Raw genomic sequence first — 20,723 nt, forward strand, 5'->3', positions numbered from 1 at the left:
TCGGGTCCGGGCCCCATCCCGGGCCTGACCGGCGGGGTCGGTCGTCTTCACGGCGGCTGGCGGCCCCTGTTGTCCCTCCGCCGTGACACCGACGCCTGGAACATGAACCCGTCCATCACCAGCGCCCCGCTTACCGGGGCCACATCTGAACAGAGTCCGCGCATGCCCACCTTCTCACTTGGCAACCTCATGCGACGGCCCGAGACCGGCTCCTTCATCGGCCTTGTCTCGGTCTTCATCTTTTTCGCGGTCTTTGGCGGCGAGACCTTCCTGTCGGCCAGCGGCGCGGCCAGCTGGCTCAACATCGCCGCCGAGCTGGGCATCATCGCCTTGCCGGTGGGCCTCTTGATGATCGCCGGCCACCTCGACCTGTCGGTCGGCAGCGTGATCCCGGCCAGCTCGATGACGGTGGCCATCGTCTCGGGCCATTTCGGCCTGCCGATGCCCTTGGGCATCGCCGCCTCGCTGGCCCTGGGCCTGGCGATCGGCTTCATCAACGGCTACCTGATCGTGCGCACCGACCTGCCGTCCTTCGTGGTCACGCTGGCCACGCTGTTCGCGGTCGCCGGCCTGACGCTGGGCCTGTCGGTCATCATCGCGGGCAGCACCAGCGTCGCGCTCAAGGCCGACCCGATCACCAAGGCCATCTTCGGCGACTACATCGACGGCAAGTTCCAGATCGTGCTGCTGTGGTGGATCGCCGCCGCGCTGCTGGTGGGCTTCATCCTCAGCCGCACCCGCTACGGCAACTGGATCCTGGCCCTCGGCGGCGACAAGGTCAGCGCCCGCAATGCCGGCATCCCGACCGATCGGCTCAACATCGCGCTCTACATGGGCAGCGGCTTTTGCGCGGCCTTCGTGGGCATGTGCCAGGCCATCCTCTACAACAGCGCGCAGGTCTCGGCTGGCCAGTCCTTCATCTTCAACTCGATCATCGCGGTGGTGATCGGCGGCGTGATCCTGACCGGCGGCTACGGCTCGGTGCTGGGCATCGTGCTGGGCACCATGACGTTCGCGATCGTGAACCAGGGCATCTACTACACCGGCTTCGACGCCAACTGGGCCAGCCTGATCATCGGCGTGCTGCTGCTGGCTGCCGTGCTGCTCAACAACAGCTTCCGGACCAAGGCGTTGTCGCACTCGAAGTCCACCGCCAAGACCGCCGTCAAGAAGGCCTGACCATGACCACCCCCCTGCTCAAGCTCGACGGCATCAACAAGTCCTTCGGCCCGGTCGATGTCCTGCACGACATCTCGCTGGAGGTCCATGCCGGCGAGGTCCTCTGCCTGCTGGGCGACAACGGCGCGGGCAAGTCCACGCTGATTCGCATCCTCTCGGGTGTGCACCAGCCCACCCGCGGCACGATGATGATGAATGGCCAGCCGGTGGCCTTCACCTCGCCGCGCGTGGCCAGCGACCACGGCATCTCCACGGTGCACCAGTTCGGCGGCACCTTCCCGCTGATGAGCATCGGCCGCTCCTTCTTCGTCGGCGCCGAGCCCACCAAGCGCTTCGGGCCGTTCGAGGTGTTCGACCGCAAGACCGCCAACGAGATCGCGGTGCGCGAGATGCGCGAGCTGGGCATCACCCGCATCGACGATGGCAACCGCCTGGTTGGCGGCCTGTCCGGTGGCGAGCGTCAGGCGCTGGCGATCGCCCGCGCGGTGCACTTCGGCGCCAGCGTGCTGATCCTCGACGAGCCGACCGCTGCGCTGGGCGTCAAGGAAGCCGCGCATGTGCTGCGCATCGTCTTGCAGGCCCGCAAAAAGGGCATCGCGGTGATCTTCATCACCCACAACGTGACCCATGCGATGACGGTGGGCGACCACTTCGCGGTGCTGATCCGGGGTGCCAAGGCAGCCGATTTCCGCAAGGGCGAGAAGACCCGCGAGGAGATCACCGACCTGATGGCCGGCGGCGAGGCCATGGCCGAACTGGAAGCCGAGATCGAGGGCTATATGGCGACGCACGACGGCCATCCGCCGCCGGTGGCCGCGGCCTGAGCCGGGGCCGGCCGCCTCACCAGGCTTCGGCGGTGACGGTGTCGATGCTGGTGTCGATGCCGGTGTCGCCCGTCGGGTCGTCGCGGCGCCGAGCGTCCTTGCCCAGCATCGCCAGCGTCGCCGGATCGGCGATGCGGGCGCAGTCCCGGCCGGCTGCCTTGGCCTGGTAGAGCGCCATGTCGGCCAGCTGCACCAGTTCCTCGGGTCGGCTGGACATGCTGGCGTCGGCGATGCCGAAGCTGGCGGTGTAGAGCGGCACCCGGCCACCCCGCAGGGCCGCCGCGAGCTGGTGGCGGATCGCGTCGACCGTCCGTTGGGCGGCCAGCGCATCGGCCTGGGCCAGCAGCAGCGTGAACTCCTCGCCGCCCCAGCGACCCGCCAGGTCGCCGTCACCCAGCGTGTCACGCAGGACCTCGGAGAAGACCCGCAGCGCAGCGTCGCCGGTGGCATGGCCGTAGCGGTCATTGAGCAGCTTGAAGTGGTCCAGGTCGCACATCACCACCGCATGCGGCTGGCCGCTGGCGACCAGCGCGCGCAGCCGCTGTTCAAGGGTGCGGCGGTTGGGCAGGCCGGTGAGGGTGTCGGTGGCGGCCTGGATCTGGGTCCGCTCGAAGGCCCGCACCGTGCCGATGCGCATGCCCAACTGGCCGCCCATGACCGTGATCTGCTGCGCCTGGGCCGGACTGAGCGGCCGCTCCGGCGTGCCAGCGGCATGCAGCACGCCCAAGGCGCGGCCCATGAACGTCACGGGCACGCAGACCGCCGACGCGGTGCCGCAGGCGCGCCCACGCAGGTGCTCGCAGGCGTGCAGGTCGGCGCTGCTGTCGAAGGTGACCGCGGTGCCGCGCCGCACCGCCACGCAGTCGTAGGGCGAGCGCACGCCGCAGCCCGGGCTGCCAGCGCCGGGGTGTTCGGCCACCCGCTCCATCTGGGCCCGGCTGGAGTCCGAGATCAGCAGCTCCATCGGGTGCGCGGCAGAGACCTCGCCCATCGCCCGGGCCGCGACGGTACAGACCTGGTGCTCGCGGTCGGCCATGTCCAGCGCATCGCTCAGGCGTTGCCCGAAGGCGGCCAGGCGGGCCTCGCGGCGCATGTCGTCGATCATGGTGTTGAGGCTGCCGGCCATGCGGTCGACCGCCGCGCCCAGGGCGCCCAGCTCATCGGAGCGTCCGGTGCTGGCGCGGCGCGTCAGATCGCCATCGGCAATGGCCTGGGCGACGCTGCACAGCTCGCCCAGCCGGCGCCGGATCGCCAGCGTCATCAGCGCGACGATAGCGCTGGCCACGCCGATGGTGATCACGCAGGTCCAGACCAGCGAACGGCGGGCCCGCGTGGCCTCGCGGGCCGCCATCAGTTGCGCCTCGCGCAGGGCCTCGCCGATCTGCGCGCCCTGCTGTTCCAGCTCGCCGACGAGGTGCCGGAACTGGCCGTCGAAAGCCGGCAGTGCCGCCAGCGCCGCCTCGCGGCGGTCGAGCGCCTGGCGGGCCAGCTCCAGCGCCGACTGCCCATAGGCACGCGCGGCGCTGCGGTTGCGGCGCACCTGCTCGATCAGTTCGGCCGGCAGCTCGGTGAAGGTCGACAGCCGGTCCAGCGCGTCCTCCAGCTCCTGGGCATCGTCGGCGACGTGGCGCAGCACGTCCTCTTGCGCCAGTTGCGGCACCTGGCCGATCAGCAGCGAGGCCAGCACGTCCGAGCGCAGCGCGTCATGGACCATGTCGGCCTGCTTGTTGAGGTGCAGCGCTTCGGCCAGACGGACCTGCCGGGCCTGGGCAACGTCCTGGTCCGACGAACTCTGCCAGGCCAGCATCGCCAGCAGCAGCAAGGCGGCCGCGACCGCCGCGTTCAGCGTGGCGAGCTTGGCGCGCAAGGACATGGCACCGACGAGAGACGGCAGGTTCATGGCGCCATCTTCGTCGCGAACGCATCGGGGTTGACGCAGGTCATGTGAGGGAAACCGCAGGGCGTGGCATTTGGACGCGCAAATGCGCACGGGCCGTGGTGGCGGGATCGACCCGTCCTCAGACCACCGGTCGCAGCGTCTGCGCCGTCTCCAGCAAGGCCGGCACCAGCCGGGCGATGACCTGCTCGGGTGGCCACGCGGCGCTCTGCAGCGTCATGCTGAGGGCGCCCTTGCACTCGCCGTGGCGGTCGCGCAGGGCGGTCGCCACGCCGGTCAGGCCGACGTCGAGCTGTCCGACCGAGATCCAGTGGTCCTGCCGACGGGCCTGCATGACCTGCTCGACGAAATCCTGCGCGGTGACCACGGTGCTGGCCGTGAAGCCAGCGAACTCGTGGGCGGCCACCCACTTCTGCAGGTCGGCATCCGACAGCGTGGCCAGCAGAACACGGCTGGTGCTGACGACGTGGGCCGGCACGCGCGCACCGGCGTGGAAGCCGATCGAGACCACGCGCGGCGTGTTGCTGCGGGCCACGTAGACGACCGAATGGCCGTCCAGCACGCTGACGTTGACCGTCTCGCCGGTGGCGGCCGACAGCCGCTGCAGGAAGGGCTGGACGAGCCGAGGCAGGCGGGCGCTTTCCAGATAGCTCTGGCCCAGGCGCAGAACGCGGGGGGTCAGCCAGAAGTGCTTGCCGTCGGTCGCGGCATAGCCGAAGTGGCACAGGCTGAGCAGGTGGCGCCGGGCGGCGGTGCGCGGGATGCCGGTGCGCTGGTGGACTTGGGCGGCGGTCAGGCGGGCGTGTTCATCGTCGAAGCACTCGATCACCCGCAGCCCTCGGCCGAGGCCGGCGATCAGGTCGGCCGGGTCGATGGGGAGGTTGCCGTCGACCGCGAACTCGGCGGCTTCTGAGAGTGCCGGGGCGGGGTGGGCGGTGGCGCCGGGCGGTCGCTCAGGACTGGGGGAAACCATGATTCGATCCGATCATCGGACAAGATCGTCCGATCACCGGACGGTGCGGACGTGGCCAGTCTATCGGCGCAGGGCCCCGATTCCTACAGTGATGACACCCCGCCGCTGACAACGGCTGAGCGCCATCTTCATCCCCCACCCAAGTCCCCGGAGACTCACCATGAACACCTTGCGCCGACTCATTTCCCTTTCGCTGCTGAGCGCCAGCCTGCTGGCCGCCGGCCTGAGCCAGGCCGCCGACATCGAGAGCCGCACCATCAAGTTCCCCTCGGCCAGCAACAAGGGCCACCCGCAGGTGGTCGGCGTCGAGAAGTTCGCCGAGATCGTGGCGCAGAAGAGCGGCGGCAAACTGGCCGTGAAGGCCTTCCCGGGCGGCGCGCTCGGCCCGGACCTGCAGACGGTCTCGGCCATGCAGGGCGGCACTGTCGAGATGACGGTGATGAATGCCAGCCTGCTGGCCGGCAACGTCAAGGAAATGGCGGTTTTCGACTTCCCCTTCTTGATCAACAACGCCCGCGAGGCCGATGCCGTCGCCGACGGCCCGGTTGGCCAGAAGCTGCTCGACAAGCTGCAGGAACGCGGCCTGGTCGGCTTGGCCTACTGGGATCTCGGCTTCCGCCAGATCCACACGATGAAGCGCGTCATCGCCAAGGCGGATGACTTCAAGGGCGTGAAGATGCGCGTCATCCCGACGCCGATCTACGTCGACTTCATGAAGGCCCTGGGCGCTGCGCCGGTGCCGATGCCCTTCACCGAGACCTACGCGGCGCTGGAGCAGGGTGCCATCGACGGCATGACCAACCCGCTGCTGAACATCCTGGACGGCAAGTTCAACGACGTCTCCAAGCACCTGACGCTGACCAACCACATGTACACGCCGCAGGCGGTGGTGGTGAGCAAGAAGTTCTGGGACAAGCTCTCGCCGGTCGAGCAGAAGATCCTGCGCGACGCCGCCAACGAGACGGCGGTGTTCCAGCGCAAGTTCGCCCGCGACGAGGCCGCCAAGGTGCTGTCCGCGTTGAAGACGGCCGGCATGACGGTGCACGAACTGCCGCCGGCCGAGATCGCCAAGCTGCGCGAGCGCGCGCAGCCGGTCATCGACAAGTACACCCGCGAACTCGGCCCGATCGTGACCGAGACCTATGCGGCGGTCGAGAAGGTGCGTGAGAGGAAGTGAGGGAGCGCTGAGGGCAGCGGGCGGATCGCCCGCACCAAGCAAAACGCCGACCTTGCGGGTCGGCGTTCTGTTGTCGGGCGGTTGACGCTGCGGCCGTGGAACCACCGCTTCGTCGTGTTTGGCGCGCCCGGCTGGGATCGAACCAGCGACCCTTGGCTTCGGAGGCCAATACTCTATCCACTGAGCTACGGGCGCAAAACGGCGAGTCTAGCAGGCTTGTGGCCGGTGTCTGCACGCAACACCGGCGCGCCGGACCGGCCCCCTATAATTCCGGGGTTTTGCGCACCGTTGAACGGTCGCGCGGCGGATTCAACCCATGAGGACACCATGAGCGACGCTCAACACGCCCACGACGCACACGCAGACCACGGCGAAGCCCACGAAGGCCCGATCAAGACGTCCAACCAGCTGATCGCCGCTGTCGTCGCCGCCTTTGTGGTCCCGATCTTCGTGATCGTGCTGCTGGTGAAGAACGTGGGCGTCGATGCGCTAGAAGGTGCCGGTGTCGACGCGATGAGCGCGGAAGCCACGGCCGCGCGCATCCAGCCGATCGGCCAGGTCGCGATCAAGCTTGAAGGCGGCCCGGCCAAGTCTGGCGAAGACGTCTTCAAGGGCCAGTGCGGTGCCTGCCACACCGCTGGTCTTGCCGGTGCGCCCAAGTTTGGCGACGCCGCTGCCTGGACCGCCCGCCTGTCGACCGGCCTGGATGCGCTGGTGAACTCGGCCCTCAAGGGCAAGGGCGCGATGGGCGCCCAGGGCGGTGGCGATTTCAGCGACTACGAGATCGCCCGCGCCGTGGTCTACATGGCCAACGCAGCCGGCGGCACGTTCGAGGAGCCGAAGGCGCCCGCCGCTGCTTCTGCTGCGCAGTGAGCTGATCCTTCAACCGGGCGCCGTCTTCGGGCGGTGCTCAGGCAGAAAAACCGACGAGGCCAAGGGCTGCGTCGGTTTTTTTTCGTCCTGATCGGCCCTCAGGCTAGGGAAAGGGCAGGGGCCCGGCACCCGCGCTGGGGTGGCAGATGTAGACGGTGGCGGACTCGCCGCCCGGCGCCCGATAACGAGCCGTCAAGGCCGCCTGGGCCGCTTCGACGCGGGACTCCGGCAGCAGCGCGACCACACAGCCGCCGAAGCCGCCGCCGGTCATGCGTGCGCCGCCGTCGCGGCCGATGACGTCCTGCAGGATCTCGACCAGATGGTCGATCGCCGGCACCGTGATCTCGAAGTCGTCGCGCATCGAGGCGTGTGACGCCGCCATCAGGGCGCCCATGCGTGCCATGTCGCCGACCGCCAGCGCGGCAGCGGCGTCCAGCGTGCGCTGGTTCTCGGTGACGATGTGGCGGGCGCGCCGGAACGTCAGGTCGTCCAGACCCGCACGGTCGCGCAGCAGCCGGTCGGTGTCGACGTCGCGCAGCGCGGCCACGTCGTAGTGGCGCGCAGCGGCCTCGCATTGTTGGCGCCGGGTGTTGTATTCGCTGTCGACCAGGCCCCGGCGCACGCGCGAATGCGCGATCAACACGGCGATGTCGTCGGGCAGGTGCACGGCTTGGGCGGCCAGGCTGCGGCAGTCGATCAGCAGCGCATGGCCGGCCGCGCCGCGAGCTGAAATGAGCTGGTCCATGATCCCGCACTGGATGCCGACGAAGCGGTTCTCGGCCTGCTGCGCGAGCTGCGCCAGCCGGGTCGCGTCGACGTCCAGGCCCTGCAGGGTCTTGAAGGCCTGACCGATTGCCACCTCCAGCGCCGCCGAGGACGACAGGCCCGCGCCCTGCGGCACGTTGCCGGCCACCGCCAGGTCACAGCCGCGCAGCAGCAGGCCATCGGCCAGCAGGGCCTGCACCATGCCGCGCACATAGTTGGCCCAGCCTTGTTCGGCATCGCTCAAGCGCTCGATCGGGGCGTCGAGCCAGAAGCTGTCCTGCCGGTCGCCAAAGTCGGACGCCACCACGCGCACGCGGGTGTCGTCGCGCGGACGGGCCGCCACCAGGGTGTGGAAATCGATCGCGCAGGGCAGCACGAAGCCGTCGTTGTAGTCGGTGTGTTCGCCGATCAGGTTGACGCGCCCGGGTGCATGCACCAGCGACGTGGGTGCCGCGCCGTAGGCGGCCGTGAACGAGGCCAGCACGCGCTGCTGCAGCCGTGACGCGAGGTCGGCCATGGTGTTCAGGCGGCGTAGCCGCGCGGGTTGTTGGACTGCCAGCGCCAGCTGTCCTCGCACATCGTGCGCAGGTCGCGGCTGGCCTGCCAGCCCAGCACCTCACGGGCGCGGGTCGGGTCGGCCCAGCAGGCTGCGACGTCGCCCGGACGCCGCGCGACGATGCGGTGCGGCAAGGCATGGCCACAGGCCGCACCGAAGGCGGCCAGCATCTCCCGCACGCTGACGCCCGCGCCCGTGCCGAGGTTGAAGACATGCAGACCCGGCCGGCCGTGGCCATGGTCCAGCGCGGCCAGGTGGCCGTCGGCCAGGTCCATCACGTGGATGTAGTCGCGCACGCCGGTGCCGTCGGGTGTGGGGTAGTCGTCGCCGTAGATGCTCAGGAACTCGCGCCGGCCAACGGCGACCTGGGCGATGTAGGGCATCAGGTTGTTGGGCACCCCTTGCGGGTCCTCGCCGAGCCGGCCGCTGGGGTGGGCGCCAACCGGGTTGAAGTAGCGCAGTGCCGTCAGCGACCAGGCCGGGTCTGAGCGTGCCAGGTCGGCCAGCACCTGCTCGACCATCAGCTTGCTGCGGCCGTAAGGGTTGGTGGCCGAGGTTGGCGCGTCCTCGCGCAACGGCAGCTCCGGCGCGTCGCCATAGACCGTCGCCGACGAGCTGAAGACCAGCGTGCGCACGCCCGCAGCCTGCATCGCCGCCAGCAGCACCAGCGTGCCGTGCACGTTGTTGTCGAAGTAGCTCAGCGGCTGAGCCACCGACTCGCCGACCGCCTTCAGCCCGGCGAAGTGGATGACCGCGTCGATCTGCTCGCGCACCAGCAGCGCGTCCAGCAGGGCGCGGTCGCGGATGTCGCCGTGCACGAAGGCAGGCCGCGTGCCGGCCACCTCGGCGATGCGCTCGATCACGCCGGCCGAAGCGTTGTGCAGGTTGTCGAGGATGACCGGCCGGTGCCCGGCCGCGATCAGCGCGATCGTCGTGATGCTGCCGATGTAGCCGGCGCCGCCGGTGACGAGGATGTTCATGGTGACCTTGTTCAGCCCTTCGATGCGCCCAGCGTCAGGCCGGCGATGAACTGCTTCTGCATCAGGAAGAAGATGGCCACCGGCGGCAGCGCCGCGACGATGGAGCCGGCCGAGACCAGGTGCCACTGCGCCACCCACATGCCGTTGAGCGACTTCAGCCCGCCGGTGACCGGCATGGCGTGGTCGCCTTGGATCAGCACGGTCGACCAGAAGTAGTCGTTCCAGATGAAGGTGAAGACCAGCACCGCCAGCGCTGCCAGCGCCGGACGCACAAGGGGCAGCACGACGCGCCAGAAGATCTGGAACTCGTTGGCGCCCTCGATGCGCGCGGCCTCGACCAACTCCATCGGCAGGTCGCGGATGAAGTTGCGCATGAAGAAGGTGCAGAAGCCTGTCTGGAAGGCGATGTGGAACAGCACCAGGCCGGTGATGGAGTCGTACAGCCCCAGGCGCAGGCTCAGGTCACGCACCGGCACCATCAGGATCTGGAAGGGCACGAAATTGCCGCCCACGAAGATGAAGAACACCAGCAGGTTGAGCTTGAAGCGGTAGACGCCCAGCGCATAGCCGGCCAGACACGCGAGCGAGACCGCGCCGATCACGGTCGGCAGCGTCACCAGGAAGCTGTTGCCGATGTAGCGCAGGATCGGCGTGTTGGTGAACACGGCGGTGTAGTTCTCGATGACCTGCCACTGCGTGGGCAGGCCCCAGTAGTTGCCGCTGGCGATGTCGCCCTGGCCGCGCAGCGAGGTCAGCGCGACCGCGATGATGGGCAGCAGCCAGACCAGCAGTGCGATCGGCAGGGCGACCTGGTAGAGCCAGCGCGTCGGTGCCGAGGTCTTGGCGATGGGGGTCGGGAACATCAGGCAGTCTCCTTCTCTTGCTGATGGATGCGCCACAGCACGAACAGGATGTAGACCAGCATGATCGCGAACAGCACGGTGGCGATGGCGGTGCCATAGCCCATGCGGTAGCCGTATTCGGACAGCGCCTTTTCGTACATGTAGTACGCGAGCACGCGGGAGCTTCCGTAGGGCCCGCCCGAGGTCATGATGGAGATCATGTCGAAGCTGCGCAGCGAGCCGATGATGGTCACGACCACCGCGATGAAGGTGGCCGGACGCAGCTGGGGCAGCACGACGTGGCGCAGCATCGACCAGCCCTTGGCGCCCTCAAGGCGCGCGGCCTCGATCAGGTCGGGGCGCAGGTTGTTCAGGCCGGTGAGGTACAGGATCATGCAGTAGGCGATCTGCGGGTAGAGGCCGGCCACCACGATGCCGTAGGTGACCCAGTCCTCGTCGGCCAGCACCGCGATCGGGTCCATGCCGAACAGGCCGAAGATCTCGCCGACCAGGCCATTTGCCGGGTTGTAGAACCAGGTGAAGATCAGGCCGATGACACCCTGCGAGATCACGAAGGGGAAGAAGAACATCGACTTGATCGCGCGGATGCCGAACACCGTCTGGTTCAGGAACAGCGCGAGGCCGAGGCCGATGGGCACGGCCAGCAGGAAGCCGACCAGCCAGATCAGGTTGTTCTTGAGCGCGACAAAGAAGTCGGGGTCGGTCGCCAGCTCCTGGTAGTTGCCCAGACCGATCCAGCGTGCCTCGCCCAGGCCGTCCCAGTCGTAGAAGCTCAGCGCGATCGACTCGACGATCGGCACCAGCACATAGATCGTGAACATCAACGCGGCTGGCGCGAGGAACAGCCAGGGCGCGATGTCGCGCTGGTGGCGTGTCCACCAGGAAAACTGCCGGGGCGCAGGGGTCGGGCTCATGGCGGGATGCTCGTCGGAGGGGTTGCCGGACGGCCGCAAGGCATGTCCGTTTCTGGCAGCGCCCGGACCGGGCATGGGGACCGGTCCGGGCGCGGGCGACTCAGGTGTCGCCCTTCAGGTCGTCGCTGCTGATCACTTGTAGACGCGGGCGCGCACCTGCTCCAGTCGCTCCAGCACTTCCTTGCGCGACTCGGGCTTGATCATGTAGCGCTGGAAGCCCTCCATGCCGGCCTTGGCCATTTCGGCGGGCGCGTCGCGGTCGTAGAACTGACCCAGCGCATAGGCGCCCGACAGCATCGCGAAACCGTCCTTGAGGTAGACGTCGGTCGGGCGCGTGGCGTCCTTGTTGACCGGCAGCTGGCCCAGGATGGCGTTGACCTCGGTCTGCACCTTGGCGCTCGCCGCATAGGCCAGGAAGCGCCGCGCGTCGGCCTTGTTCTTGGCCTTGGCGGGGATGTGGATGGTGTCGGTCGGGGCGTCCTCGGCCATCGGCACGTTGTTGATCTTCGGGAATTGCATGAAGCCCAGCTGTGCCTCGGTCAGGCCGGCCTTCTTCATCGGGTCGACCGCGAAGTTGCCCATCAGGTACATCGCGGCCTCGCCCTTGACGAAGGCGGGCACGGCGTCCTGCCAGTCGATGCCGGCGTGGTTGGCGAGGAAGTAGCCGGGCTTGGTCAGCTCGTCCCAGCGGTCGAAGACCTCGTTGACGCGCTTGTCGGTGTAGGGCACCTTGCCGGACGTGAGGTCCATGTGGAACTCGTAGCCGTTGACGCGCATGTTGAGGTAGTCGAACCAGCCGCCCGTCGGCCACAGGGCCTTGGTGCCAATGGCAAACGGCGTGACGCCGGCGGCCTTCAGCTTGGCGCTGGCCGCGACCAATTGCTTCCAATCGGTCGGCACGGCGATGCCGTTCTTGGCGAAGATGTCCTTGCGGTAGTAGATGCCCCACTGGTAGTAGGTGTAGGGCACGCCCCACTTCTTGCCACCGATGGTCATCGACGCAGAGGCCGACTTCAGCTTGTCGTTGAGACCTTCCTTGGCCCAGACGTCGGACACGTCCTCGAACAGGTTGGCGTTGACGAAGGGCGCCATGCGGTTGCCGGCGTACCAGGTGACGATGTCCGGGGGATCGGCGGTCAGGAAGTTGCGGATCGAGGTCTTGAAGCCTTCATGGTCGAAGGTGTTGATCTTGACCGTCACGTCCGGGTTGGCGGCCATGAAGCCCTTGGCCATGGCATCCCACGCGGCCTTGGGCGCCGGGTCGGACGCATCGGTGTTGATCACCAGCGTGCCGGCTTGGGCGCTGACCCAGGCCAGGCCGGCCAGGGCCAGGGCACTCAGTCGTGCCTTGTTGCGCATCGTCATCGTCAGTCTCCTGTTGTGGCAGGCCGTCAAGCCTGCGCTGCGGTATCGGCGCCCGATGGGGACGGCGCCGTCGGCGTGTGCCACAGGGCGATGCCCCGTGGCGCCAGCGTCGCGCCGCCGATCAGCGGCAGGCAGGACGCGGGTTCGGTGTCCGGCGCGCTCGGCTGCCAGTGCAGCGTCGCGTCGGAGAAGTTGCAGGCCAGGGTCAGCGCGCCGATGCGGCTGATGCGCAGGCCCTCGTGCAGCGATTCGGCCGTCAGCCCGGCAGCTTCGGCGGCGCGCTGCAGCGTGGCGCGCCAGCCGGGTTCGTCCAGCCAGCCGGCGACATAGCGCAGCGCGCCCGCGCCGCAGGGCTTGCGGGTCAGGGCGGGGCGGCCGTCGTCGCCGAAGACAGCCTCGACCGTCACGTCGGCATCGACCGCGAGGTCCTCGCGCCAGCGCTGGACGTCGGTGGAGGTCCAGCCGCCCGCCAGATCGGCCGTTGGCAGCAACGTCGCCGCAAGACCCGGTGGCAACGAGGCGACCCGCTGCACCGACACGCCGACCGCGTGGCGCAGCGGTCCGGGTGCCAGGCCTTCGGGGATGGACAGCCGGTCCGTCTTTGACCCGGTGCGCGGACCGAGCACGACCTGCGCGCCCGCATGCGCGGCCTGTTCGAGCGATGCGGCCAGGGCGGCGTCGACATGCAGTTGCACCGGCAGCACGATCAGCCGGTAGCCGCTCATGTCGGCATGGGGCGCGACGATGTCGACGTCCAGACCCAGGCCGCGCAGTGCGGCATAGACGCGGAAGTGCAGCTCGACCGGGTTGTAGTCCGCGCCTTGCGGCTGGATCTGCGCCATCCAGACGCTGGCGTAGTCGAACACCAGCGCGACGCGGTTGACGATGCCCGGCGCCGACAGCTCGGCCAGCCGATCACCCAGGCGGCGCAGTTCCTCGCCGACCGCGCTGGCTTCGAGCCCGCCCTGGTCGACGCTGCGGTCGGGCCGGTGCAGGCCGGTGTGCATCTGTTCCTGCGCCCACGGCGCCTGACGCCAGCGGAAGTAGCTGACCACCTCGGCGCCATGCGCGAGCGCTTGCCAGGTCCACAGCCTGACCATGCCGTTGTGGGGCGCCGGGTTCCAGCTCGCCCAGTTGACCGGGCCGGGTTGCTGCTCCATCACCCACCAGCGGCCATGGGCCGGTGCGCCCGGGCGCACGCTGGCGCACATGCCGCGGTAAAGGTCATGGTGGAAGGCAGGGATGTCGGGGTGGCCGGTGCGGGCCAGCGCGGCCTTCTCGTCGGCGCGCAGGAAGAAGTTCTGCGTGAAGCCCAGCGGGTAGCTGTCCCAGGTCGCGATGTCGAGGTCGGCCGCCACCTCATGGTGGTCGAACTCGGTGAAGAAGCCCATGTAGTTGTGGGACACCGGCCGGCCGGGCGAGTGCTCGCGCAGGATCTCGCACTGCTCGCGGTTGAAGGCACGCACCTCGGACGAGGCATAGCGGCGCCAGTCCAGCCGGTGGGCCGGATGCGCCTCGGTGACGGTGCCGACCGGCGCGTCGACCTCGTCGAAGCTGCGGACCTCCATGCTCCAGAACACATTGCCCCAGGCCTCGTTGAGCGCCTGCACCGAGCCATGGCGCTCGGCCAGCCAGCGCCGGAAGCCGGCCTTGGCAGCGTCGGAGTAGCTCAGCACCGTGTCGTGGCAGCCGTATTCGTTGTCGGTCTGCCAGGCTGCGACCGCCGGATGGCGGCCATAGCGCTCGGCCACCGCGCGGCTGATGCGGCGCGACTCGGCCCGGTAGCCGGCGTGCGAGAAGCAGTAGTGGCGGCGCGAGCCATAGCCGCGTGGGTGGCCGTTGGCGTCCACCGCCAGCATGTCGGGCATGCGGTCGACCAGCCACTTGGGCGGCGTCGCGGTCGGCGTGCACATCACGACCTTCAGGCCCTGCGCGTGCAGGGTCTCGACCGCCTCGTCCAGCCAGGACCAGTCGAACACGCCGGGCGAGGGCTCGATGCGGCTCCAGGCGAACTCGGCGATGCGCACCCAGGTGATACCCATCTCGCGCATCCGGCGGGCATCGTCGGCCCACCACTCGCGTGGCCAGTGTTCGGGGTAGTAGCAGACGCCGAGTTGCATGGTCGTGATGTCGTCAGGATGGCGGCGAGCGTGTCGTCCGGGTGAGGTCGGGCCGGACAGGCTCAGCGCGTGAGCCTGTGCAGCGTGTCGGGGATGGCGCTCAGGCCGCTTGCGGCAGCAGCAGATCGGTGTCGGCGATCAGGCGGGGCAGGGCGTGGCCTTGCGGGTCGAACAGGTGGATGGCGGCGGCCGGCATGGCGAGCGTGATGCGGTGGCCGGCGACCGCGTGGGTGTGGCCGGGCGCCTTGGCGACCAGGGCGTCGCCACCGGTGGCCAGGCTGTGCTCGCCATCACCGGCGTCGAGGTAGAGGAAGGTCGACTCGCCCAGTCTTTCCTGCCACTGCACCGGCCGCACGATGTGCTGCGTGGCCGTGCCGAGCTCGGTGTGCTCGGGCCGGATGCCCAGCGTCACCGGCGTGCCGCTCGGCAGGGCGCGGGCGTCGACATGGGCTTCGAGGCGCTCGTTCGTGCCGTTGACCGACACCACCGCGCTGGCCGGGCCGGCGCTGACCAGCGTGGCCTTGAGGAAGTTCATCTTGGGCGAGCCGATGAAGCCAGCGACGAACAGGTTGCGTGGCCGGTGGTAGAGCTCCAGCGGCGAGCCGCATTGCGCCACCGAGCCTTCGCGGGCGACCGCCTCACCGGTGTTGAGCAGCAAGATGCGGTCGGCCAGCGTCATCGCCTCGACCTGGTCGTGCGTCACGTAGACGGTCGACGCGCGGCCGAAGTCGCGGTGCAGTTTGGCGATCTCGAAGCGGGTCTGCACCCGCAGCGCGGCATCGAGGTTGGACAGCGGCTCGTCGAACAGGAAGACGCCCGGCTCGCGCACGATGGCCCGGCCGATCGCCACTCGCTGGCGCTGGCCGCCCGACAGTGCCTTGGGCTTGCGCTCCAGCAGGTGGTCGAGCTGCAGCACCTTGGCGGCGGCGCGGACCTTCTCGTCGATCACCTTCTTGTCGACCTTGGCCAGGCCCAGGCCGAAGGCCATGTTCTCGTAGACCGACATGTGCGGGAACAGCGCATAGGTCTGGAACACCATCGCCACGCCACGGTGCGCGGGCGGCACCTCGTTCATCAGCGCGCCGCCGATGCGCAGCTCGCCGGCGGTGATGTCCTCCAGCCCGGCAATCATGCGCAGCAGCGTCGACTTGCCGCAGCCAGACGGCCCGACGAAGACGCAGAACTCGCCCTGCGCGATCTGCAGGTCAACCTCGCGGATCACCGGCGGCAGGTCGCCGTAGGCCTTGAAGACGTTCTTGAGTTCGATGCTGGCCATGGTGCGGGTGGGGCTGCCTGTTGGAGGTGCCGGGGAGGCGATGGCCAGATTGTGGTGCTAATAAAATTAGCGATAACTGGTGAAAACCCGCCCTGATGTCAGCGGAACTTCAGCGCCGGCGCACCGTCTCGCGCTCGACCAGCGGGCAGTCGATCTTGGTCAGCGCGCGGCGGTGGCCCGCCGCCCGGCTGGTGGTCTCAACCCCAGCGCCTTCGGCCAGCAGCAGCTCGACCGCCGCCCGGCCCATCTCGTAGTTGGGCAGCACCATGGTCGTCAGCGGCGGGTGGGTGTGGCGCGAGATCTCCTGGTCGTCGTAGCCGATCAGCGAGACGTCCTCGGGCACCTTCTTGCCGAGCTGGGCCAGCGCCTCCAGCGCACCGATCGCCATCAGGTCGTTGGCACAGAAGATCGCGCTGGGTGGGCGCGCCAGCGCCATCAGCGCCATCGTGCCGTCGAAGCCGCCGCTGTTCATCCAGTCGCCGTCGCGCACCAGGGCAGGGTCGAAGGGCAGGTCGGCGGTGGCCAGTGCACGCCGGTAGCCCTTCAGGCGGTCCTTGGCGGCTTCCATCCAGGGCTCGCCGTTGATGAAGCCGATGCGGGTGTGACCGGCGCCAATCAGGTGGTCGGTGGCCGCATGGCCGCCGCCCACCTCGCCCGGCACGATGGTCGGGAAACGCCCGCTGTCATCGTGGCAATTCAGCAGCACGGTGGGCACCTCGTGCAGCGCGGCGGGCACCTGCGCGGCGCGCGTGAAGATGGTCGAGTAGATGACGCCCAGCAGCTGCGGATGGGCCCGCAGCGCGGCGATCGCGGCGGCTTCCTGGTCGGCGTTGCTGCGGGTCACGAACACGCTCAGCACACAGCCGTGCTCCCAGGCCGCGTCGCGCGCGCCGTCGACGCTGACGACCGGGTGCGGGCTGGTGGAGATCTCGTCAACCAGGTAGCCGATCAGGTTGCGGCGCGGTCCGGCGGCGTCGGCCGGCAGGGCCTCGTCGACCGAGCCCTCGCGGCGCGGCAGGCGGTAGCCCAGCTCGACGGCCGCGCTCAGCACCTTGGCGCGGGTGGCATCCGATAGCCGGGCGCTGCTGACGTTGTTGAGCGCCATGGAGACGGTGGACTGCGACACCCCCGCCGCCTTGGCGACGTCGGTCATGGTCGGGCGGCGGCTGGGAGGGCTGGCGGGCTTGCGGGGCGTCACGAGGGTCGGGTCCGTTTCGGCAGGAATCTGGAGCTGCGAATTATTGGCGCTGTTTCCGTCATGCGGAACAGACACGGCGCGGGCATCCGGTGTGGTCGCAAGGTCGATCATGAACACGATGCTGATAGCTAATAAATTTGCTGATATTGGTGGAAACACCATGATCGCGCCGGAGCGTGCTGCGTATCCTTCGGGCTAACACGCGTTAGGTGGCCACCGGAAGCCGGCGGTCCATGGCGCGATTCACTCCAGAAGGTCTGCCGCGATGTCTGCTTCGTCTCCTGCTCCGGTCTCGCCTGCCCAGGCCGCGGCCCAAGCTGCACCGCTGTCCCGCCTGGCGCGGGTGCTGCGCGGCTGGCGTGCCGCCGTCTCGCCGCTGCGCCGGCTGGAGACCGTCACCGGCCTGATGCTGGTGCTGCCCGCGCTGATCGGCTTCGCACTCTTCTATGCGATGCCGGCGGTGCGGGCGCTCGAGATCAGCTTCACCGACTGGAACCTGCTGAGTCCGCCCAAGCCGGTCGGCTGGGCCAACTACGCCAAGATGCTCGAAGACGGCCGCTTCTGGCAGGGCATGAAGCTGTCGCTCTATTACGTGGCGCTCAACATCCCGCTGCAGACCGTGCTGGGGCTGTTCCTGGCGGTGGCGATGGACCGGCTGACGCGCTCGCTGTTCGTCAAGTCGGTGGTGCTGCTGCCCTACCTGCTGTCCAACGTGCTGGTGGCGCTGATGTGGGTCTGGCTGCTCGATCCGCTGCTGGGCGGCGTCAACCACCTGATCACCGCCACTGGCCTGGACCGCCAGCCCTTCTTCGCCAGCCCGGACCAGTCGCTGGCGACCGTCGCAGCAGTCAACATCTGGCGCCACATGGGCCTGATCGCGCTGCTCTTCCTGGCGGGCCTGCAGAACATCCCGCGCTACCTCTACGAGGCCGCTGCGCTCGAAGGCGCCAGCGAATGGCAGATGTTCCGCCGCATCACGCTGCCGCTGCTGCGCCCGGTGATGGTGTTCGTGCTGGTGACCAGCGTGACCGGCTCCTTCCAGATCTTCGACACCGTGGCCGTGGCCACCAACGGCGGGCCGCTGGACTCGACCCGGGTGATCGTTCACTACATCGTCCAGAACGCCTTCAGCTTCTACAAGATGGGCTATGCCTCGGCGATGTCGATGACGCTGTGCCTGGTCATGATCGCCTACACGCTGGTGCAGATGCGCATCCTGCGGGCCAACGAGAACGACCTGGCCTGAGCGGCGGGAACCTCGATCAACACGGAGAAATTCGCCACCATGTCCGTTGCCGTTCCGACCGCCGTCGTCCCCTCCGCCAGCGTGCGCGCCCGCCGTGTCTCGGCCTCGCGCTGGCTCGCCTGGGGCATCCTGGGGCTGATGCTCTTCATCACGCTGGCGCCGCTGTGGCTGGTCCTCAAGACCGCGATCACACCCACCGGCGACCTGTTCACGCAGAGCGCGCAGCTGATGCCTGACCAGCCCACCGTCGCGCACTTCCTGCGCGTGCTGGGCCTGCTCACGCCCGAGGAGGCGATGTCGCACGGCGGCTCCGGCGCGCAGATCAACTTCCTGGGCTCGCTGCTGAACTCGCTCGTGTTCACCGCCACGGTGGTCGTCATGCAGGTGCTGACCAGCGCGATGGCCGCCTATGCCTTTGCCCGCCTGCGCTTCCCGGGCCGCGATGTGCTGTTCGGGCTCTTTGTCGCTTCGATGATGGTGCCCGGCGTCGTCACCTTCATTCCCAACTTCATCCTGGTCCGGGACCTCGGCTGGCTCAACACGATGGCAGGCATGGTCGCGCCCTTCTGCCTGTTCTCGGCCTTCGGCATCTTCTTCCTACGCCAGTTCTTCATGTCCATCCCGCGTGACCTGGAAGAGGCCGCGATGCTCGAAGGCGCCTCGCCGCTGCGCATCTTCTGGACCGTGGTGCTGCCGCTGGCGACGACGCCGATCGCGACCATCGCGATCCTGCAGGGCATCAACATGTGGAACGAGTTCTTCTGGCCCTTCCTCGTCGCCAAGGACGAGGAAAAGCGCGTGCTGACCGTCGCCCTGCAGAGCTTCAAGTCGCAGACGCCGCAAGGCCAGCCCGACTGGACTGGCCTGATGGCCGCGACCGCCCTGACCATCCTGCCGACCTTGCTGCTGCTGGTGGCCTTCGGCCGCAAGGTGGTCGAGTCGGTCCAGTTCAGCGGCAGCAAGTGAGCGTTTGCCACTCCGGCCGTTTCAAGACCCCCGCATTGCCGGCCACCGGCCTGCATTTCACCCAGCGCCACACCAGCGCCTTTCATGACCCCAGAGGAGACCTGTTCATGACCATCCGCCGCCACATCCTGTCCGCCGCCGCGCTGCTCGCCGCCGCCGGTGCCGCCCACGCCGTTGACGTCAAGTACGTGCTGTGGGACTCCGGCCAGCGCCCGGCCTACCAGCAGTGCGCCACCGACTTCGAGAAGGCCAACCCCGGCATCTCGATCAAGATCAGCCAGCAAGGCTGGGACGAATACTGGACCGGCATCTCGACCGGCTTCATCTCCGGCACCGCGCCGGACGTGTTCACCAACCACCTGGCCAAGTACCCCGAGTTCGCCAAGAACAACCAGCTCGTCGACCTGGCTCCGCTGGTCAAGCGCGACGGCGTCAAGACCGACGTCTACTCCAACGGCCTCTACGACATCTGGGGCCGCGACGGCAAGCAATACGGCCTGCCCAAGGACTGGGACACCATCGCCTTCATCGTCAACATGGACGTGGCGAAGAAGGCCGGCGTGACGCTGGCTGAGCTCAACAACATGACATGGAATCCGAAGGACGGCGGTTCCTTCGAGCAGGTCGTCAAGAAGCTGACGATCGATGCCAACGGCAACAACGCCCTGAGCCCGAAGTTCGACAAGACCAAGGTCGCGACCTACGGCTACCAGAATCCCGGTTCCGGCGGCATGATGGGCCAGACCGAGTGGAGCCACTTCGCGGTCTCCAACGGCTTCAAGTTCCAGGACAAGCCGTGGGCCGGCAAGTTCTACTACGACGACGCCAAGCTGGCCGAGACCATCCAGTACATCGCCAGCCTGCCGGGCAAGGGCGTGTCGGCCACCGCCGAGGACGTCAGCAAGCTGGGCTCGGGCGGCATGTTCATGGCCGGCAAGGCCGCGATCATTCCGGAGGGCTCCTGGATGATCAACCACTTCGCCAGCAACACGAAGTTCAACTACGCCTGGGTCCCGCTGCCCAAGGGCCCGACCGGCTCGCGTGCCACCATGTTCAACGGCCTGGCCGATTCGATCTGGGTTGGCAGCAAGGTCAAGGAAGAGGCCTGGAAGTGGGTCAAGTACCTGGGCTCCGAGGCCTGCCAGAACGTGGTCGCCAAGGCTGGCGTGGTCTTCCCGGCCATCAAGGGCCTGCCCGACACCGTGACCGCCGTGCACAAGGCCAAGGGCATCGACGACTCGGCCTTCCTGGAAATGGCCAAGGGCAAGACCTTCCTCGCGCCCATCGCCGACAACGGCTCGCAGGTCAATGAGCTGATGGCCAATGCCATCGACTCGGTGCTGCGTGGCAAGGCCCAGGCTGCGCCTGCTCTGAAGGATGCCAATGCCCAGGTCAACGCGCTCTTCAAGTGAGCCACTGATCTGACCTTCCGCATGTCTCCGAGGCGCTGACGGCAGGGACTCTGTCAGCGCAGGTTCACGTGCCGGAGCGACAGGCTCCGGCACGTTTTTTCCTTCTCCACGTCTCGCCTTGTTCACCTCCAGCCGTACC

Annotated in this window: 17 protein-coding genes and 1 tRNA gene; 7 read left to right on the forward strand and 11 right to left on the reverse strand. The window is 68.3% G+C overall.

Translation table 11 applies throughout. From position 1 onward, the window contains the following. Window positions 1-162: 162 nt before the first annotated feature. Window positions 163-1,179, forward strand: coding sequence for an ABC transporter permease (locus EV685_RS17350; RefSeq protein WP_130483285.1), 1,017 nt, complete (start codon window positions 163-165; stop codon window positions 1,177-1,179). 2 nt (window positions 1,180-1,181) lie between these two features. Then, entirely contained in the window at window positions 1,182-2,003 is an 822-nt protein-coding gene (locus EV685_RS17355; RefSeq protein WP_130483286.1) for an ATP-binding cassette domain-containing protein, read from the forward strand. 16 nt (window positions 2,004-2,019) lie between these two features. Here the strand turns inward: EV685_RS17355 and EV685_RS17360 are convergent, their stop codons facing one another. Together EV685_RS17360 and EV685_RS17365 are read right to left on the reverse strand one after the other, a co-directional pair. Continuing rightward, the gene (locus tag EV685_RS17360) at window positions 2,020-3,903 is read right to left on the reverse strand and encodes a diguanylate cyclase domain-containing protein (RefSeq protein WP_130483287.1); all 1,884 of its coding nucleotides are present in this window, start codon (window positions 3,901-3,903) and stop codon (window positions 2,020-2,022) included. Window positions 3,904-4,021: 118 nt separating this feature from the next. Continuing rightward, window positions 4,022-4,873, reverse strand: coding sequence for an IclR family transcriptional regulator domain-containing protein (locus EV685_RS17365; RefSeq protein WP_130483288.1), 852 nt, complete (start codon window positions 4,871-4,873; stop codon window positions 4,022-4,024). Window positions 4,874-5,033: 160 nt separating this feature from the next. Here EV685_RS17365 and EV685_RS17370 point away from each other — a divergent pair, with 160 nt between their 5' ends. Next, window positions 5,034-6,050 carry a TRAP transporter substrate-binding protein gene (locus tag EV685_RS17370; RefSeq protein ID WP_130483289.1) on the forward strand — a complete coding sequence of 339 codons (1,017 nt, stop codon included), beginning with the start codon at window positions 5,034-5,036 and terminating at the stop codon, window positions 6,048-6,050. Between the two features lie 119 nt (window positions 6,051-6,169). Here the strand turns inward: EV685_RS17370 and EV685_RS17375 are convergent. Beyond that, a tRNA-Arg gene (locus tag EV685_RS17375) sits at window positions 6,170-6,245 on the reverse strand. Between the two features lie 132 nt (window positions 6,246-6,377). On the opposite strand from EV685_RS17375, the gene EV685_RS17380 reads away from it, so the two are divergent. Continuing rightward, on the forward strand, window positions 6,378-6,923 hold the full coding sequence (locus tag EV685_RS17380; RefSeq protein ID WP_130483290.1) for a c-type cytochrome: 546 nt from the start codon (window positions 6,378-6,380) through the stop codon (window positions 6,921-6,923). A gap of 103 nt (window positions 6,924-7,026) precedes the next feature. Here EV685_RS17380 and galK read toward each other — a convergent pair whose 3' ends face one another. The 8 genes from galK to EV685_RS17420 all read right to left on the reverse strand — a co-directional run bounded on the left by galK (window position 7,027) and on the right by EV685_RS17420 (window position 16,915). Then, window positions 7,027-8,205 (reverse strand): galactokinase, encoded by a 1,179-nt coding sequence (gene galK / locus EV685_RS17385; RefSeq protein WP_130483291.1) that lies wholly within the window; start codon window positions 8,203-8,205, stop codon window positions 7,027-7,029. A gap of 5 nt (window positions 8,206-8,210) precedes the next feature. After that, complete coding sequence (gene galE, locus EV685_RS17390; RefSeq protein ID WP_130483292.1) at window positions 8,211-9,224, reverse strand: UDP-glucose 4-epimerase GalE; 1,014 nt, start codon at window positions 9,222-9,224, stop codon at window positions 8,211-8,213. Between the two features lie 11 nt (window positions 9,225-9,235). Further along, window positions 9,236-10,087: a carbohydrate ABC transporter permease gene (locus tag EV685_RS17395; RefSeq protein WP_130483293.1), complete on the reverse strand. Its 852-nt coding sequence runs from the start codon at window positions 10,085-10,087 to the stop codon at window positions 9,236-9,238. Continuing rightward, window positions 10,087-11,001, reverse strand: a complete 915-nt coding sequence (locus EV685_RS17400; RefSeq protein WP_130483294.1) for a carbohydrate ABC transporter permease — start codon at window positions 10,999-11,001, stop codon at window positions 10,087-10,089. Before EV685_RS17400 ends, EV685_RS17395 begins: the two co-directional genes overlap by 1 nt. A 132-nt stretch (window positions 11,002-11,133) precedes the next feature. Then, window positions 11,134-12,366 (reverse strand): ABC transporter substrate-binding protein, encoded by a 1,233-nt coding sequence (locus tag EV685_RS17405; protein WP_207224860.1) that lies wholly within the window; start codon window positions 12,364-12,366, stop codon window positions 11,134-11,136. A gap of 26 nt (window positions 12,367-12,392) precedes the next feature. Then, complete coding sequence (locus EV685_RS17410; protein WP_130483295.1) at window positions 12,393-14,486, reverse strand: beta-galactosidase; 2,094 nt, start codon at window positions 14,484-14,486, stop codon at window positions 12,393-12,395. 100 nt (window positions 14,487-14,586) lie between these two features. Then, window positions 14,587-15,762, reverse strand: a complete 1,176-nt coding sequence (locus EV685_RS17415; protein ID WP_130483296.1) for an ABC transporter ATP-binding protein — start codon at window positions 15,760-15,762, stop codon at window positions 14,587-14,589. A 109-nt stretch (window positions 15,763-15,871) separates the two neighbouring features. Then, the gene (locus tag EV685_RS17420) at window positions 15,872-16,915 is read right to left on the reverse strand and encodes a LacI family DNA-binding transcriptional regulator (RefSeq protein ID WP_130483297.1); all 1,044 of its coding nucleotides are present in this window, start codon (window positions 16,913-16,915) and stop codon (window positions 15,872-15,874) included. Between the two features lie 310 nt (window positions 16,916-17,225). Between EV685_RS17420 and EV685_RS17425 the strand changes: the two genes are divergently transcribed. The 3 genes from EV685_RS17425 (at window position 17,226) to EV685_RS17435 (ending at window position 20,584) form a co-directional block, all read left to right on the forward strand. Next, on the forward strand, window positions 17,226-18,206 hold the full coding sequence (locus EV685_RS17425; RefSeq protein ID WP_130483298.1) for a carbohydrate ABC transporter permease: 981 nt from the start codon (window positions 17,226-17,228) through the stop codon (window positions 18,204-18,206). 39 nt (window positions 18,207-18,245) lie between these two features. Continuing rightward, a complete protein-coding gene (locus EV685_RS17430; protein WP_130483299.1) occupies window positions 18,246-19,172 on the forward strand; it encodes a carbohydrate ABC transporter permease in 927 nt (308 codons plus the stop codon). Window positions 19,173-19,279: 107 nt separating this feature from the next. After that, entirely contained in the window at window positions 19,280-20,584 is a 1,305-nt protein-coding gene (locus tag EV685_RS17435; RefSeq protein WP_130483300.1) for an ABC transporter substrate-binding protein, read from the forward strand. The last annotated feature ends 139 nt before the right edge of the window (window positions 20,585-20,723 follow it).

The organism is Sphaerotilus mobilis, from assembly GCF_004216565.1.
GTDB classification, from domain to species: Bacteria; Pseudomonadota; Gammaproteobacteria; order Burkholderiales; family Burkholderiaceae_C; genus Sphaerotilus; species Sphaerotilus mobilis.

What these genes read in the sequence shown, in the direction of transcription:
- EV685_RS17350 (WP_130483285.1), top strand. Translation starts at nt 163, where the DNA reads ATGCCCACCTTCTCACTTGGCAACCTCATGCGACGGCCCGAGACCGGC.
- EV685_RS17355 (WP_130483286.1), top strand. Translation starts at nt 1,182, where the DNA reads ATGACCACCCCCCTGCTCAAGCTCGACGGCATCAACAAGTCCTTCGGC.
- EV685_RS17360 (WP_130483287.1), bottom strand. Translation starts at nt 3,903, where the DNA reads ATGAACCTGCCGTCTCTCGTCGGTGCCATGTCCTTGCGCGCCAAGCTC.
- EV685_RS17365 (WP_130483288.1), bottom strand. Translation starts at nt 4,873, where the DNA reads ATGGTTTCCCCCAGTCCTGAGCGACCGCCCGGCGCCACCGCCCACCCC.
- EV685_RS17370 (WP_130483289.1), top strand. Translation starts at nt 5,034, where the DNA reads ATGAACACCTTGCGCCGACTCATTTCCCTTTCGCTGCTGAGCGCCAGC.
- EV685_RS17380 (WP_130483290.1), top strand. Translation starts at nt 6,378, where the DNA reads ATGAGCGACGCTCAACACGCCCACGACGCACACGCAGACCACGGCGAA.
- galK (WP_130483291.1), bottom strand. Translation starts at nt 8,205, where the DNA reads ATGGCCGACCTCGCGTCACGGCTGCAGCAGCGCGTGCTGGCCTCGTTC.
- galE (WP_130483292.1), bottom strand. Translation starts at nt 9,224, where the DNA reads ATGAACATCCTCGTCACCGGCGGCGCCGGCTACATCGGCAGCATCACG.
- EV685_RS17395 (WP_130483293.1), bottom strand. Translation starts at nt 10,087, where the DNA reads ATGTTCCCGACCCCCATCGCCAAGACCTCGGCACCGACGCGCTGGCTC.
- EV685_RS17400 (WP_130483294.1), bottom strand. Translation starts at nt 11,001, where the DNA reads ATGAGCCCGACCCCTGCGCCCCGGCAGTTTTCCTGGTGGACACGCCAC.
- EV685_RS17405 (WP_207224860.1), bottom strand. Translation starts at nt 12,366, where the DNA reads ATGACGATGCGCAACAAGGCACGACTGAGTGCCCTGGCCCTGGCCGGC.
- EV685_RS17410 (WP_130483295.1), bottom strand. Translation starts at nt 14,486, where the DNA reads ATGCAACTCGGCGTCTGCTACTACCCCGAACACTGGCCACGCGAGTGG.
- EV685_RS17415 (WP_130483296.1), bottom strand. Translation starts at nt 15,762, where the DNA reads ATGGCCAGCATCGAACTCAAGAACGTCTTCAAGGCCTACGGCGACCTG.
- EV685_RS17420 (WP_130483297.1), bottom strand. Translation starts at nt 16,915, where the DNA reads ATGACCGACGTCGCCAAGGCGGCGGGGGTGTCGCAGTCCACCGTCTCC.
- EV685_RS17425 (WP_130483298.1), top strand. Translation starts at nt 17,226, where the DNA reads ATGTCTGCTTCGTCTCCTGCTCCGGTCTCGCCTGCCCAGGCCGCGGCC.
- EV685_RS17430 (WP_130483299.1), top strand. Translation starts at nt 18,246, where the DNA reads ATGTCCGTTGCCGTTCCGACCGCCGTCGTCCCCTCCGCCAGCGTGCGC.
- EV685_RS17435 (WP_130483300.1), top strand. Translation starts at nt 19,280, where the DNA reads ATGACCATCCGCCGCCACATCCTGTCCGCCGCCGCGCTGCTCGCCGCC.